Origin of the sequence: Salinisphaera sp. SWV1 (assembly GCF_052044155.1) — a bacterium.
Taxonomy (GTDB): Bacteria; Pseudomonadota; Gammaproteobacteria; order Nevskiales; family Salinisphaeraceae; genus Salinisphaera.
Genome location: NZ_JBQDYE010000057.1, coordinates 1 through 14926, shown reverse-complemented (window position 1 = coordinate 14926; position 14926 = coordinate 1). Strand labels below are relative to the sequence as shown.

Sequence of the window (14926 nt, the reverse complement as noted above, 5' to 3'; positions counted from 1 at the left end):
CCGTGGGGCGGCTTTTCAGTACGCCGCCCGTATCTCTTGCAACGATACTTCGCGCCGCATATCGATCGTGTCCGGCTCCACGGTGGCCGACGCGTTGGCGCGGCGGGGCCTGCATTGCGATCTCTACGACCCGGCGGGCGTCGCCGGTGGCGCGTCGGGCCATGCCCGGGCGGCATTGCATGTCCGTCCCGCGGCGAATGGCGACGCGCGTACGCGCTTCCAGCTCGCCGCGCTCGATTATCTCGGGCGCTGGCTGGCCGATCTGGACGGCGCGCGCACGCTCTGGTCCGACGTCGGTTTGTTGCAGCTGGCGCGCGATCCGGAGGCGCGGGCCCGGCAGCAGCGCTGTCTCGACCGACTCGACCTGCCGGGTTCGCTGGTCCGCTGGGTGGGGCGAGAGACGGCGCAACGCCTCGCCGGCACGGCGCTGGCCGCCGGCGTGCACGGCGGGCTGTATTACCCGAACGCGGGTTGGGTACGGCCGGATCGATTGTGCCGGCGGCTGGTCGAGTGCAGCGGGGCGGCGCTCCATCGCGTGGCTGTCACCGGCCTCGAGCCGGTTCCCGCGGGTTGGCGGCTGACATCCGCCGATGGCAAGCGGGCGCAATACGCCCAGGTGGTACTGGCCTGTGCCGGTGCCGCCAGCGCGCTGTGTCGCGACCTCCCGCCGCTGCCCTCGGTGCGCGGCCAGGTCAGCGTGTTCGGCCTGCCGCCGGAATCGGCGTCCCCGAATTGCGTGCTCTGTGGGCGCGGCTATGCCCTGCCGCCGGTCGACGGCCGGCTCCACGTCGGCGCCAGCTTCCGGCGCGACGCGGTCGACGCAGCACCGCGCGCCGCCGAGGATGACGCCAACCGCGCCATGCTGGCCGAGATCGCCCCGGATCTGGCCGCCCGGCTCGGTCCGCCGCTGGCCGCGCGGGTCGCCTTTCGCTGCACCGGCCACGATCGACTGCCGTATGTCGGGCCGGTGCCCGACGCCGCGGCCTGGCGCCGCGACTACGCCGAACTGGCGCTCGATGCCCGGCGTATCGCCGCGGTCCCGGGCGCGCATCGCCGCGGGCTGTGGGCAAGCCTCGCGCATGGCGCGCATGGCATGGTGAGTGCGCCGCTCAGCGCCGAAGTGCTGGCCTCGCGGCTGTGCGACGAGCCAATGCCGCGTGCTGCGACCGAAGTCGATGCGCTGCATCCGGGGCGCTGGCTGATTCGCGAACTGATTCGCGGGCGTTGACCGATGGCTGTTGATTTTCCCGGCCGACATGGCCTAACCTCATTCCCGCTATGTGTGATTTCACTATCGAACCCGTACTCACCGCCGTCGCCGCAGCGACAGCGTGCGTTCGCGTGGAACCGCAATCGAACATGTTTTACGGGTATTGGTTTAGCCGCAGAGGCGCCTGAACCGATACGGACAGGCGCCCGGATTCGGGAGCCTGACCCGGCGTTTGCCAAAACCCCCGGTCGGATCTCCCGGCCGGGGGTTTTTTCTTGCCGCGAATGCGGCATCAATGCAACGCAAGGATGACCACGATGTTCAGCACCCAGCCGTTTTACCGGGGCAGCGCGTACGGGCCGTTTGCGGCCGCTCAGACAGCCACCACGCAAGCCATCAGCGCGTTGTCCGCGCTGTGCCACCAGGGAGCCGACCATGTCCCGGCAACACGCCACTGCTTGTAATCTCGACGCCCAGGCCACGCCCGCGATCGCGCCCACGCTCGTCGCCACGCCCGCCGAGCTGTCCGAGAAACTGCCGATCGCCCCCATGCTGGCGGCCCGCATCGGGCATCAACGGGATCTGATCCGCGATATTCTCGCCGGCCGTGACGACCGCCTGCTGATCGTCGCCGGCCCGTGCTCGCTGCACGACCGAGCGTCGGCGCTCGACTATGGCGCCCGGCTGGCCGAACTGGCCGCCGAATGCGCCGACGATGCCGTGCTGGTAATGCGCGCCTACGTCGAGAAACCGCGCACGACCGTGGGCTGGAAAGGCCTGCTGCACGACCCGCATCTCGACGGCAGCAACGACATCGGCGCCGGTCTCGCCGCCGCCCGTGGCCTGCTGATCGAGTTGGCCGAGCTGGGCCTGCCGGTCGCCACCGAGCTGCTCACCCCGATCGCGGCCGATTATCTGTCGGATGTGTTGTCCTGGGCCGCGATCGGGGCGCGCACCACCGAATCGCAGACCCATCGCGAGCGCGCCAGCGCGCTCGATCTGCCGGTCGGTTTCAAGAACGGCACCGACGGTGCGATCGGCACCGCGATCGACGCCATCGCCGCGGCGTCGCATCCCCAGCACTATCTCGGCACCGATCGCCACGGCCGGCCGGCGGCGATTGCCACGCCCGGCAATCCGGATGCGCACCTGATCCTGCGCGGCGGCCGCGGCGGGGCCAATCACGACGTCGAAAGCGTGGCCCGGGCGCGCGGCGCGCTGGCGGCACTGGGCTGTCCCGAGCGCCTGATTGTCGATTGCAGTCATGCCAACAGCGGCAAGGTCGCGGCCCGTCAGGCCGAGGTCATGGTCGAACTGGGCGCGCGTCGAAGGGCGGGCGAGCAGGCGATCGCCGGCGTCATGCTCGAAAGCCATATCGAGCACGGCAAGCAGGCCCTCGGCGGCGATCTCGCCTACGGCGTGTCGATCACCGACGAATGCCTGGGCTGGGAAGCCACGGCCGAGGCGATACGCGCCGCCTGTGATCGCTGACCCGCGAAACCAACCGCTGGATCGCGGCCGGTCACTGGCCGGCCGCGAGCGGGCATGTGGCCAGCTGTGTAATGTCCGTTCGCGGCATGAATTGCGTGTCTTCAGTCGCGGTCGCGTGCACAGGCGTCGGTCAACAGGCCGCGTGCCTCGTCGTAGGATAATCCGCTGATGCCCGAGGCGCTCATCGAACGCGACAGGGAATGCGCTACGCCGAAGGCCGAGGCCCGGCGATAGAACGACAGCCGCGATTCATACACCGGCAGGATGTCGTCCACCGTCTCGGCCTCGCCCAGGCGGCGTTCGAAAGCGGCGCGCCTGGCCGCCAGCCAGGCCATGAAGTGCGCGTCGGCGGCAACGGTTGCGGCCAGTTCCAGCGTCCAGGTCATGTCGGGTTGCAGCACGCAGGTGCCGATGAAACGCCCGGCCACCGTCTCGCCGAGCATGTCGGGTGGCGTGATGCCGAGCCAGAAACGCTCGGGCTGGCGGTACAGATAATAGGTCTTGCCGACCACCGGCTTGAAGCGGAATTCGGATTCGAGCACGAACAGCGACGTAAACAGCTCGGTGGCGACCTGATCGATGTGCTTGGGCGCGGCAGCCGCCAGACCGCCACGGGCTTCGTCGAGCGTGGCGAGAACCGGCGACACGCCCTTGCCGTCGGGATTCGGATTCGTCATGCGCGCGATTAGCGAGCGAATGGTCGGACGTCAGTGTAAGCCCCGGCGGCCGTCCCCGCGAAGCGGCGAGTCGGCACGCAACATGCGACAATTCGTGCTTTATACAGGTTCGAGCGAGCGATTCATGGCGGAAAAGCGTTACGAAGTCGTGGTGATCGGCACCGGCCCGTCCGGCGAAAGTGCGGCCCTGAACGCGGTCAAGCACGGGCGATCGGTCGCGGTGGTCGAGCGTCTGGCGGATGTGGGCGGCAATTGCACGCACCGCGGTACCATTCCCTCGAAGGCGTTGCGCGAAGCGGTCAAGCAGCTGCTGTCGGTGCAGTCCTCGCGCATGCTCTACGACCTGCGCACCCCGGACGCGCCCCTGTCGTGGCTGCTCGAACGGCTGCATCGCGTGGTCGGCCAGCAGATCCAGATGCGTTCGAGCTTCTATGCCCGCAACGGCGTGGAGGTTCTGGCCGGCCATGCCCGGTTCGTCGACGCGCATCGCCTGCAGGTAACCCGCAGCAACGGCCAGGTCGATACGCTGGTCTTCGATCAGGCCGTAATCGCCACCGGATCGCGACCGTACGAGCCGCCGGATGTGGATTTCTCGCATCCGCGCGTATTCAATTCCGACACCATTCTCGACCCCGGTTTTACGCCGCGCTCGCTGATCATCTACGGCGCGGGCGTGATCGGCAGCGAATATGCCTCGATCTTCTCGGGTATCGGTGTTCGCGTGCAGCTCATCAACAGCCGCGAACGACTGCTCGAGTTCCTCGACGACGAGATCAGCGATGCCTTGTCGTATCACCTGCGGCTGACCTACGGCGTGCTGATCCGGCACAACGAGGAATACGATCGCATCGCGCCCGACGACGACGGCGTGACGCTGCATCTGAAATCGGGTAAGAAAGTGCGCGCCGATGCGCTGCTCTGGGCCAACGGCCGTACCGGCAACACCGACGACATGGGGCTGGATCAGCTGGGCATCGAGCCGAACCAGCGCGGCCAGATCGCGGTCGACGAGCGTTATCGCACAAAATTCCCGCACATCCATGCCGTGGGCGATGCCATCGGTACGCCGAGCCTGGCCAGTGCCGCCTATGGCCAGGGGCGGGCCGCCAGCGCCGATGCCATTGGCGTGCCGGGATTTCGCTATGTCGACGACGTGCCGACCGGCATCTATACCATTCCCGAGATCAGCTCACTCGGCCCCACCGAGCGCGAGCTCACCGAATCGCGCCGGCCTTACGAAGTCGGCCAGGCGCTGTTCCAGGAAACCGCGCGCGCCCAGATCACCGGCGACACGGTCGGCATGCTCAAGCTGCTGTTCGATCCGGTCACGCACGAAATCCTGGGGATTCATTGCTTCGGCGACCAGGCCTCGGAAATCGTGCATATCGGCCAGGCCATCATGAGCCAGCAAGGGGCCGGCAACAGCATCGACTACTTCGTGAACACCACCTTCAACTATCCAACCATGGCCGAGGCGTATCGCACCGCGGCGCTGGATGGTCTGAATCGGATCGATGGTGTGTTCACCGAACCGGCCCAAAAACTGGCCGACCCGACGCCCGCCGATGCGATGGCGCCGGCGCAGGATGCCACTGGCGATGCCGAACGAGTCGAGCCTGTCGAGTCATCCGCAGCGCGGAATGCTAAGCGCGCCTGAAAACAGCGCCACGCCCGCAGCCGTTCGTGCCCCTGGTTTTGCTGCCGCAGTCAATGGGGCCGCTCGGCCTGCAGCGCAGGCGGTAACAGCCCGGTCGCGCAATAGCGATAAAGCGTTACTGGCTGCCCGTTGGCTGCCAACGCCATGTGATGGGCGTCGGGCACGGAAACGGTTTCGTTGGCGCCGCTGCCGGCCGTGTTGCCGGCACAGCTGTCGTCGAGATGAAAGATCATGCCCTGCTGGCTCACCAGCGTTGCCCGACAGCCATTCTGGCCCGGGCGGGCGATACCGGTGCCGGTAAAAAACACCGTGTTGGTGCGCTGAGCCGCGTCGCATGCGGTTTTTACCGCCACGTAGGCGCCGGGCGTCAGCGGCAGGGCATCGGCGGAGTCGGCGCGCCGGCAATAACCGCCGCCCCCGGGTACGATCAGCAGACAATCGCTGAGGTCGGCCAGTGCCGGATTGCCGGTTTCGCTGCCGCGGCCGGGCCGGATCGCAAGCGTCTTGCCCAGGCGCTGGAAATACAGGCGGCCACCGGCCGCTGTGGCCTGGTAGTGCGTGCTCACGCCCTGCCGGTTGCGGCGATTGATCTCGAAATGGCCGTCGGCGCGCGGCATGATCGTGAGCGCGGCCGCGCCCGGGCCCTGCCAACGGCCGACCCATTGGGCCGGGTCGGCGGGTGCGGTGGCCGATTTCGCCGGTTTTTGCTTTACCCCGCGCGAGGCCGGCGGCGCCTGCGTCGCGCAGCCGGCGCTCGCCAGCGCGGCGAAAATAGCCAGGCCGAGGGCCGGCCGATACAACGGAAATGCGGAGAAAACCAACGACGAACGGAAGCGCATGAGCCTGGCGGACGATCAGAATGCGCTTAATCTATCAGCGCGGGAATATCTCGTGGCGTTCAATGCCCGATCTCCTGCGGCCGGGTGGTATCCGCGGTGTGGCGTAGCCGCCAGCCCAACAGCACCGCGGCCACACTGAGCCCCGCGATCAGCCCGATCCAGTAGCCGTAGACGCCGAGCCCGGCAAACACGCCCGGCCAGCCTTCACCCAGGATATAGCCGGTACCGAGTCCCACGCCCCAATAGGCAAACACGGTGACCGCCATGATGATGCGCGTGTCCTTGTAGCCGCGCAGCGCCCCGGCGATCGAAACCTGGGCGGCGTCCGAGAACTGATAGATCGCGGCCACCAGCAGCAGGTTGATCGCCAGCGCCTGTACGGCGGGTTCGTCGGTATAAAGGCGTACGGCATATGGCCCGCCGAAGATCAGGATGGCATCGATCAGCACGGCGACGATCAGCGCGCAGAGCACGCCGTTCCAGGCCACGAAGCGCGCATGGCGGTACTTGCCGCGCCCGCGTGCCTGACCGATGCGCACGGTCAGCGCCATGCCGAGCGACAGCGGCAGCATGAACAATACCGAACTGAAGTTGAGCGCCACCGTATGGGCGGAGATCACCACTTCGCCGTAACCGGCGAGAAACAGTGCGATCGCGGTGAACAACGACACCTCGGCAAAGATCGCGACGCCGACCGGAAAGCCGATGCGAAGCTGCTCGCGGATCAGCGACGGCGACGGCGCCGACCACGCCGGCCCGGTCCGTGAGGCGGTATAGACCGCCGCGCGCCGGGTGTAGACGAACAGCGCCAGTGCCATCAACGCCATCGACACCGCCGTGGCGATACCACAGCCCGCCGCGCCGAGCGCCGGCAGGCCGGCGAGCCAGCCGGGCAGAGCCGGGCCAAACACGTCGGCGAGCCCCGGGCCGCCGAACATCAACACGCCATCGGCGACGATATTCACGGCCAGCCCGGCGACGGCGAAGATGAGCGAGGCGCGGGTGTGGCCGATGCCGTCGGAGAAAAAACGCAGGGTCTCGTAGATCGCGATCGCCGGCAGGCCGAAGGCGACCGCGTCGAGATAGATCGTGGCCAGGGCGGCGATATCCGCCGGCACCTGCATCAGGGCGAAGATTCGCGGGCCGGCATAGACAACGGCCAGCGCGCTTGCCAGGCCCAGCACGAGCGCGACCCACAGCGCCTGCTGCACCGCCGGGCGGATCAGGTCCGGGCGGCGTGCGCCTGCATGCTGCGCCACGATCGGCGTCAGCCCCATGAGTGTGCCCACCATGAACACCACCAGTGGAATCCAGACGCTCGAGCCGACCGATACCGCGGCCAGCGTGGTCGCATCGACATGGCCGGCCATGGCGACATCGACCGTACCCATGCCGATCTGTGCCAGCTGCGCGCCCAGAATGGGCAGCGCCAGGCGCGCCAGGCGACCGGCTTCGATGCGGGACAATCGGGCGCGACGGTAAAAGGACATGGCAACGACTACGAAGGCCGGGGCATCGCCGGCAACCGCGGGGCCGCCATCTTGCGCGATCGGCCGGCGTTCGTCGATCGAACGCGCCGGGCCGCGTCGCCGGAATCGGTCGGGCTGAACATTCGGCGTGTAATGGGGTATGTTGTAGGGCTGGCATTGTGCCAAAAGCATCTCGGCCCGGCCGGGCGACGCGCGTCGCCGGCGCCGCGCTCCCGGAACAGGGGACGATGCGAGGACAGCGGCGATGATCGCCATCGCCCGCTGGACGTGGCGGGCCCGGGAGCCAACGCGCCGAGGCGCGACCCGGGCCAGCCACCGTCTTTCGATTGAACCGGGCTTGAAACGCCCGCACAGAGCGAACGTGACAGTGGACACCCTGGACTGCGATTTCCTGGTGCTGGGCAGCGGCGCGGCCGGCCTCTACGCGGCCTGGCAGGCGGCCGCACTCGGACGTGTGGTCCTGGTCACCGACGGCGCGCTGGCCTCGGGCAGCAGCTACTGGGCCCAGGGCGGCATTGCGGCGGTCACGACCGACGACGATGCGCTGGAAGCCCATGTCGCCGACACGCTGGCCGCCGGGCGGGGCCTGTGCGACCGTGCGGCCGTGGAGATCCTGGTGGCCGAGGGCGCGGCCGCGGTACGCGCGCTGATCGCCGCCGGCATGCCGTTCGATACCGACGCCGACGGTCGCCTGCGACGCGGCCTGGAAGGCGGGCATTCGCATCACCGCATCCTGCATGCGCTGGGCGTGCAGACCGGCAAGGCGCTGGTCGATTTCCTGATCGCGCGTATCCGCGAGTGCGACACCATTACGGTGGTCGAGCACGGCTTCGCCCATCGGCTGCTGCGCGATGCCGACGGTCGCTGTGTGGGCGCGCGTATCCACCGACGGGACGTGGACGGCGAACTCCGGGTGCGGGCGCCGGCGACCCTTCTCGCCACCGGCGGTTATTCCGCGCTGTTCGAGCGCACCACCAACCCGGCCGGCGCGCTCGGCGTGGGTGTGGGCCTGGCGCGCGCGGCCGGCGCGCGCCAGGCCGACCTGGAGTTCGTCCAGTTTCATCCGACCGCGTTCCACGAAGCCAGCGGGCGGACGTTCCTGATCAGCGAAGCGCTGCGCGGGGCCGGGGCGACGCTGGTCAACGCCGCCGGCGAGCGCTTTCTGGCGGATGCGCCGGGTGCCGAACTGGCGCCGCGCGATGTCGTGGCCAGCGCCATCACGGCCGAGATCGCGCGCCAGGACGTGCCCTACGTCGGACTGGATCTGCGCCATCTCGATCCGGCGATGCTGGAACAGTCCTTCGGCTTCATCATGGCGGCGATCGCCGAGCGCGGTATCGACTGGCGACGCGAGCCGGTGCCGGTCGCGCCCGCGGCCCACTACTGCATCGGCGGCGTGGCCACCGATCACCACGGCGCGACCGATGTGCCCGGCCTGTATGCCGCCGGCGAGGTCGCGGCCACCGGCGTGCACGGCGCCAATCGTCTGGCCAGCAATTCGTTGCTGGAATGCCTGGTCTTCGCGCAGCGTGCCGTGGCCCACGCCGCCGAGCGCGCTGCGCCGCGACCCGGCCGGGTCGACAGCGGGCCGATATGGCGGGTCGAGCCGGGGCACGCTGACGCATTCGCCACGCGGCGCCGCGATCTGGGTGCGTTGATGATGCGCCACGTCGGGATCGAGCGGGATCGCGCCGGGCTGGAGGCCGCGCTCGCTGCCATCGAAACGGCCCGGGCCGCGCCGCTGTCGGCATCCCCGGATCGGGCCGACGACTATTTCGCCTTCCTCGATCGCCATGTTCATGCGCTGGCCGACGCCATCGCCCGGGCCGCACTGGCCCGCGAGACCAGTGTCGGCGTACATTGCCGGCGCGATACGCGCCCCGCCGTGCATCGCGATCGGCCCGTATTCGTATCGGTAAAGTAATGAATCAGCCCGCCGCCCCTATCCAATCCAGGATCGAATCCACGATCGACCCGGCCCGTATCGACCGCTGGCTGGCCGAGGATGTAAATACCGGTGACGTCACCACCGACGCCGTGCTCGATGCGGGCGCGCCGGTTGCCGCGCGCTGGGTGGCCAAGGCCGAGGGCGTGATCGCGGGGCTGGCCGAGGCCGAGGCCGTGTTCCGGCGGCTCGACCCGGATCTGGACTGGCGCCCGGTGGTGGCCGAGGGCGACGCTGTGACCGCCGGGACCGAACTGGTCGCCTTCGAAGGCGCCGGGCGGGCGGTGCTCACCGGTGAGCGCACCGCGCTCAACATCGCCCAGCGCATGTCCGGCATTGCCACCGCCACCCGGGGTTACGTCGACCGGGTCGCCGGCCATCGCGCGCGTATTCTCGATACCCGCAAGACGGTGCCCGGGCTGCGCGATCTGGACAAGAAGGCCGTGGCCATCGGCGGCGGCGTCAATCATCGCGCCGGGCTGTACGATCTGGCCATGATCAAGGACAACCACATCGCCGCCGCCGGCGGCATCACCGCGGCAGTGGCGGCGGTACGGGCCTACGCGCCGGCCATCGGCATCGAGGTCGAGACCACCACGCTGGATGAACTCGACGAAGCCCTGGCCGCGGGCGTCGACCTGATCATGCTGGACAACATGACGCCCGACACCATGGCCGCCGCGGTCGAGCGCACCGCCGGGCGGGCGCGGCTTGAGGCGTCCGGCAATGTCGGGCGCGACAATATCGCCAGCATTGCCGCCACCGGCGTGGATTTCATCTCGATCGGCGCGCTCACCCATTCGGTGATCGCTTTCGATATCAGCCAGCGCGTCGATCGCATTCAGTCATAATCCGGCCTCATGCGAGGCCGGCCGCCGTTATCGGCCGGGAGGAGAAGCACGACATGACCACCCACAACGAACAGCTCGTCGCCGACATCCAGCGGCTCAAGGCCGCCAAGAACGCCGTCATCCTGGCGCACAACTATGAGCGCCCCGAGATTCAGGATATCTGCGACTATCTCGGCGATTCGCTCGGCCTGTCGCGCCAGGCCGCGGCTACCGATGCCGACGTGATCGTATTCTGTGGCGTGCACTTCATGGCCGAGACGGCATCCATCATCTCGCCGGACAAGACGGTGCTGATCCCCGATCTCAACGCCGGCTGCTCGCTGGCGGAGAGCATCACGCTGGAACAGCTGCAGGCCTGGAAGGCGGAGCATCCCGGGGCGACGGTGGTCGCCTATGTGAACACCTCGGCGGCGATCAAGTCGGAATGCGATTACTGCGTGACCTCATCCAACGCCGTGCAGGTGATCGAGGCGATTCCCGAAGACGAAGAGATTCTGTTCCTGCCGGACCGCTTCCTCGGCACCTATGTGGAGATGATCACCGGGCGCAAACTGCACATCTGGCCGGGTTCCTGCCACGTGCACGAGAAGATCGGCGACATGAATCTGGCCGCCAAGCAGCGCGAATACCCCAACGCCGAGATCCTCATTCATCCGGAATGCGGCTGTTCCACGGCCTGCATGATGAACTCGGCGATGAGCTTCGACTGCAAGGATGCGCATATCCACTCCACCAGCGGCATGCTTACGCATGCCCACGAATCCGAGGCACAGGAATTCGTGGTGGCGACCGAGACCGGCATCCTGCACCGGATGAGAAAGGAAAATCCTGGCAAGACCTTCCACCCGGCGAGCGAGAACTCGGTCTGCGAGTACATGAAGCTGACCACGCTGGCCAAGCTGCGCGACGCGCTGGCCTACGATCGTTACGAAGTGAAGGTCGACCCGGTGCTGGCCGCAGCCGCGCGCCGTCCCATCGACCGGATGCTGGCGATCGGCTGACGCGGCCTGTCGCCCGCCGGTCGTGGCGATGGGCGCGCTCTTTACACCAGCGTTGTGAACCGATGCCGGTACATTGTCGCCGCGATCAGGCAGGCCGCGGCAAAGAGTAGCCCCAGCCACAGATCGAGGGTCGTGACGGGACGATAAACGGCGGCCAGCGCCGGGCCGAGGCCGCCCTGGGCACCGAGCGCGGACAGGGCGCGGGTGAATCCGGTGGGCAGGATCGGGCCGACCAGCAGATGCCAGACCGGGTTCGGCAGCCCGAGCCCGCCGAGCACGGCAAAAAATGCCGGCACGATCACGGCCATGAGCGCCGGATGGCGGCGGGCCGTGGCCGAACACAGCAGCAGCCAGCCGACCGCCGGCGCCAGTGTCAGCAGATAGACCGGCAGCGCGGCCACGGTCAGGCCGCTGATTGCCAACAGATGAGTCTGGGCGATCAGATCGCGGGCCGCGGCCCCGGCGCCGAGCAGGGGCACAATGTAGATGCCGATGCAGATCCAGCCGGTCACGAGTGCGGCGGCCGTGTAGATCGCCGGCACGGCGATCATGACGATGAGTGTTTTGGCGGCCACGCTTTGACCGTCGCTCACGGGCAGCGATTTCCAGAACAGGATGCTGCGATCGCGGCGTTCCTCGAACAGACAGCCCAGGGCGTAGGACACCATCGCCGCCCCCAGCGCGAGCGCGAACAGCAGCAGCGTGGCCAGCAGCAGCAGCGAAATCGCCGGACCCGGATCGGCAGCGTTGCCCGGGCCGAGCGGCTGCAGGTTGAGCGCGAGCATGTTCAGCACGCTGCCGTTGTCGAATTCGAAATGGATCTGGCGACCGCCGTGGCCGAACAGGCTGGAGACGAGCAGCAGCAGGTTGAGCAGGATCATGACGCCGCCGAGAAGCACCGGCGCCATGATCAAGCGACGATGCTCCATGGCTTCGCGCCGCAGCAGCCAGCGGATGTTGTGCCAGGCGGTGTTCATGCGGACTCCGGGTGCATGCAGGCGGTGAACAGATCGGCCAGAGCGGGGGTGCGCGGGTTGTCGTCGAGCGCGGCCACGGCGTTGCGATCGATTCCGGCCCCGCGATCGAAGATCAGGGCGTGGGCGCCGGGCAGGCGCCGCTCGCCGATCGGGCCGAGCGCGCGGGCGGCCGCGAGCCGGGCCGGGGCCACGCGGACCTCGATGAAGCGTTCGGCCAGCTCCGCCATGGAGGCATCGAGAATCTTGCGGCCGTCGCGCAGGAAGATGACGTCGGTGAGGATGCGCTCGATCTCCTCGACCTGGTGGGTGGTGACGACAATCGTGCGCCTGGCGTCGAAATAGTCGCCGAGCAGGTTGTCGTAGAAGGAGCGCCGGAACAGCAGGTCGAGGCCGAGCGTGGGTTCGTCCAGCACCAGCAGCCGGGCATCGATCGCCATGATGAGCGCGAGATGCAATTGCACGATCATGCCCTTGGACAGCTGGCCGACCCGACTCGCCGGATCGAGTGCCGAGCGGGCGAGGAAACGCTCACAGCGCGCGCGTGAGAAATGGGGGTGCAGGCCGCCGACCAGCGCCACCGCCTCGCGCACCCGCAGCCAGCGCGGCAGGGTGGCGACGTCCGAGATGAAGCACACCTCGCGCATGAGCGCATCGCGATCACGGATCGGGTCGTGGCCCAGAATGCGCAGTTCGCCCTCGCCATTGGCCAGCCCCAGCAGCCGGTTGAGCAGCGTGGTCTTGCCGGCGCCGTTGGGCCCGATCAGGCCGACGATGCGCCCCGGGCCCACGTTCAGGTCGACATCCGCGAGCGCGACCTTGCGCTGGAAACGCTTGCCGAGCCCGCGTGCGTGGATGACCGGGGTGTCGTTCATGACCTATGACTCGCGGGAGGAATGCCGGCGCATGATTTTGGCATGTCCTTTCTGAATCCACCCCAATCTCCGGCGCCATGCCGTCTGTTTTTCTCGGCTGGCGCCCGGTGGGCGGTCCACTTTTCGGAACAGCCCCGGCGTGTCACGATTCAAAGCGCCGATTTATGCGCCGCGAGGCCGATGGCGCCGTGCGATGAATCGGATTCATGCGCGTCGCCGGACCGCGTATTCGTCAGGGGGAAAGCCATGAGACGTTGTTTGGGCCTGTGCTGGTTGGCTTGCGTGTTGATCTGTATCGGGGGCACGGCCTTCGCCGCACCGGCATCCACCCCGCGGCTGGTGGTCATCGATCAGGACGGTTCGGGGCCCGGCGGCAGCAACATGCGTGCGATGCTGGCGCTCATCCAGGCGCCGCAGGTGAAGGTTCTGGGTATCTCGATGGTCACCGGCAATGCGTGGATGAAAGCGGAGACGCAACACACACTGCGCATGCTCGAACTCATCGGACGGCGCGATATTCCGGTGTATGAGGGGGCGGTACATCCGTTGGTGCGCAGCCGCAGGAAAACGCTCGCCGAGCAGAAACTCGACGGGCATGTTGCCTGGCTCGGCGCCTGGGGCGGCGACGGAACCGACCCCAAGGCGTATCCGAGCGACCCGAATGCGCGCCAGGCGATGCCCGAAGGGCGGCCCTCGATCGCCGCGCGGCAAGAGGATGCCGCCCATTTCCTGATCGCTGCCGTGCATGCCCATCCGGGGCAGGTGACGGTGTTCGCGGCCGGGCCGCTGACCAATCTGGCGCTGGCCCAACGCATCGATCCGAGCTTCGCCCGCACGGCCAAGCAGCTTGTCGTGATGGGCGGTTCGATCTCGCCGACGACCGACGATGCCGAGTTCAGCACCACCCCGAGTCATGAATTCAATGTCTGGTTCGATCCGGAAGCGGCGCATATCGTATTCACGGCCGACTGGCGCAAGATCATCGATACGCCCGTGGATATCTCGCTGCAGAGCTGGTATTCGGACAAAATGCAGGCGGCGATCGCGAAATCGCACAGTCCGGCGGCGCAGTACCTGGCCCGGTACGACACCGAGCGCTACTACATGTGGGACGAGATCGCCGCGCTGGCCTGGCTGCACCCGGCACTGGTGACGAAAACGCGCCAGCTGTACCTGGATGCGGATATGAGCCATGGCCCGAGCTATGGTAATACGCTCGCCTGGACGAAGCGCAGCAAACCCGAGACCGCGGGGCCACCGGCGATCGTGCAGATGAAGCTGGATCGCGCCGCCTTCGACCGCGCGTTCATCGCGCTCATGCGGGCGCCGACCCCGCTTGCCCGCGATCCGGCGGTGCGTCGACACGACTGAGCGCGGCCCGCGCACTCGTATTGTCGCCGCGCGAGTTCGGTGGTCACCAGCCGGTCGCAAGTGACCGGGCTTCGCCCCGGCGGTTTCATGCATTGTTCAGGCTGTACAGTTTAGCCTGTACAAAGAAAGTGCAACGGAGCATGGCCATGAAACGACTTCTGTTCGCGGCCCCGTTATTGGTGTTGCTGGCCGCCTGCGTGCCGCCGTATCACGACCACGGCGGCTGGAACCATGGAGACCACGGCGGTTACGGGCACGGCCATGACCGTGGCCGGGACAATGACGATCATGGTTATGGCCACGACCGGGATGATGACCACGGCGATCACGAAGGGCGCGACCCCGACCACGACTGATCGCCGGGCGGTCGCGCCACCGGTCGGTCAGTCCACCTCGTCGCGGCGCGGCAGCCCGTCCGAATCGCCCGGATACTGAATCACGCGGGCGGCGATCGCATTGGCGCGCTCGAGCGCGGCCCGCGGCGTAGCGCCTTCCAGCCGGGCGCTGATGAAGCCGACCGCAAAACCGTCACCCGCGCCGACCGT

Annotated in this window: 13 protein-coding genes and 1 pseudogene; 8 read left to right on the top strand and 6 right to left on the bottom strand. The window is 67.9% G+C overall.

The features are described 5' to 3' along the window. Together mnmC and ACS8YF_RS18360 are read left to right on the top strand one after the other, a co-directional pair. Positions 1-1228: FAD-dependent 5-carboxymethylaminomethyl-2-thiouridine(34) oxidoreductase MnmC (gene mnmC, locus ACS8YF_RS18365; RefSeq protein ID WP_440851563.1), on the top strand; the 1228-nt coding region annotated here is incomplete at its 5' end. A gap of 417 nt (positions 1229-1645) precedes the next feature. Continuing rightward, positions 1646-2701: a 3-deoxy-7-phosphoheptulonate synthase gene (locus ACS8YF_RS18360; protein ID WP_440851562.1), complete on the top strand. Its 1056-nt coding sequence runs from the start codon at positions 1646-1648 to the stop codon at positions 2699-2701. Positions 2702-2802: 101 nt separating this feature from the next. Here ACS8YF_RS18360 and ACS8YF_RS18355 read toward each other — a convergent pair whose 3' ends face one another. Next, on the bottom strand, positions 2803-3378 hold the full coding sequence (locus ACS8YF_RS18355; protein ID WP_440851561.1) for a DUF2452 domain-containing protein: 576 nt from the start codon (positions 3376-3378) through the stop codon (positions 2803-2805). A 124-nt stretch (positions 3379-3502) separates the two neighbouring features. On the opposite strand from ACS8YF_RS18355, the pseudogene sthA reads away from it, so the two are divergent. After that, positions 3503-4891 (top strand): annotated as a pseudogene (gene sthA, locus ACS8YF_RS18350) (Si-specific NAD(P)(+) transhydrogenase); the annotation flags it as partial. Positions 4892-5085: 194 nt separating this feature from the next. Here the strand turns inward: sthA and ACS8YF_RS18345 are convergent. Continuing rightward, positions 5086-5874 (bottom strand): hypothetical protein, encoded by a 789-nt coding sequence (locus ACS8YF_RS18345; RefSeq protein ID WP_440851560.1) that lies wholly within the window; start codon positions 5872-5874, stop codon positions 5086-5088. Between the two features lie 59 nt (positions 5875-5933). After that, the gene (locus tag ACS8YF_RS18340; RefSeq protein ID WP_440851559.1) at positions 5934-7364 is read right to left on the bottom strand and encodes an MATE family efflux transporter; all 1431 of its coding nucleotides are present in this window, start codon (positions 7362-7364) and stop codon (positions 5934-5936) included. A gap of 361 nt (positions 7365-7725) precedes the next feature. Here ACS8YF_RS18340 and nadB point away from each other — a divergent pair, with 361 nt between their 5' ends. Genes nadB through nadA form a run of 3 tightly spaced genes read left to right on the top strand, consistent with a single transcriptional unit; the run spans position 7726 to position 11161 of the window. Beyond that, entirely contained in the window at positions 7726-9288 is a 1563-nt protein-coding gene (gene nadB, locus ACS8YF_RS18335) for an L-aspartate oxidase (protein WP_440851558.1), read from the top strand. Continuing rightward, complete coding sequence (nadC, locus tag ACS8YF_RS18330) at positions 9288-10160, top strand: carboxylating nicotinate-nucleotide diphosphorylase (protein WP_440851557.1); 873 nt, start codon at positions 9288-9290, stop codon at positions 10158-10160. The genes nadB and nadC overlap by 1 nt, the downstream gene beginning before the upstream one ends. A 53-nt stretch (positions 10161-10213) precedes the next feature. Continuing rightward, the gene (gene nadA, locus ACS8YF_RS18325; protein WP_440851556.1) at positions 10214-11161 is read left to right on the top strand and encodes a quinolinate synthase NadA; all 948 of its coding nucleotides are present in this window, start codon (positions 10214-10216) and stop codon (positions 11159-11161) included. Positions 11162-11202: 41 nt separating this feature from the next. Here the strand turns inward: nadA and ACS8YF_RS18320 are convergent, their stop codons facing one another. Next, entirely contained in the window at positions 11203-12138 is a 936-nt protein-coding gene (locus tag ACS8YF_RS18320; protein WP_440851555.1) for a hypothetical protein, read from the bottom strand. Continuing rightward, complete coding sequence (locus ACS8YF_RS18315; protein ID WP_440851554.1) at positions 12135-13010, bottom strand: ABC transporter ATP-binding protein; 876 nt, start codon at positions 13008-13010, stop codon at positions 12135-12137. Before ACS8YF_RS18315 ends, ACS8YF_RS18320 begins: the two co-directional genes overlap by 4 nt. Before the next feature lie 246 nt (positions 13011-13256). Between ACS8YF_RS18315 and ACS8YF_RS18310 the strand changes: the two genes are divergently transcribed. Next, entirely contained in the window at positions 13257-14381 is a 1125-nt protein-coding gene (locus ACS8YF_RS18310) for a nucleoside hydrolase (protein WP_440851553.1), read from the top strand. 146 nt (positions 14382-14527) lie between these two features. Further along, complete coding sequence (locus ACS8YF_RS18305; protein WP_440851552.1) at positions 14528-14737, top strand: hypothetical protein; 210 nt, start codon at positions 14528-14530, stop codon at positions 14735-14737. A 27-nt stretch (positions 14738-14764) separates the two neighbouring features. On the opposite strand, the gene ACS8YF_RS18300 is transcribed toward ACS8YF_RS18305, so the two are convergent. After that, positions 14765-14926: PfkB family carbohydrate kinase (locus ACS8YF_RS18300; protein ID WP_440851564.1), on the bottom strand; the 162-nt coding region annotated here is incomplete at its 5' end.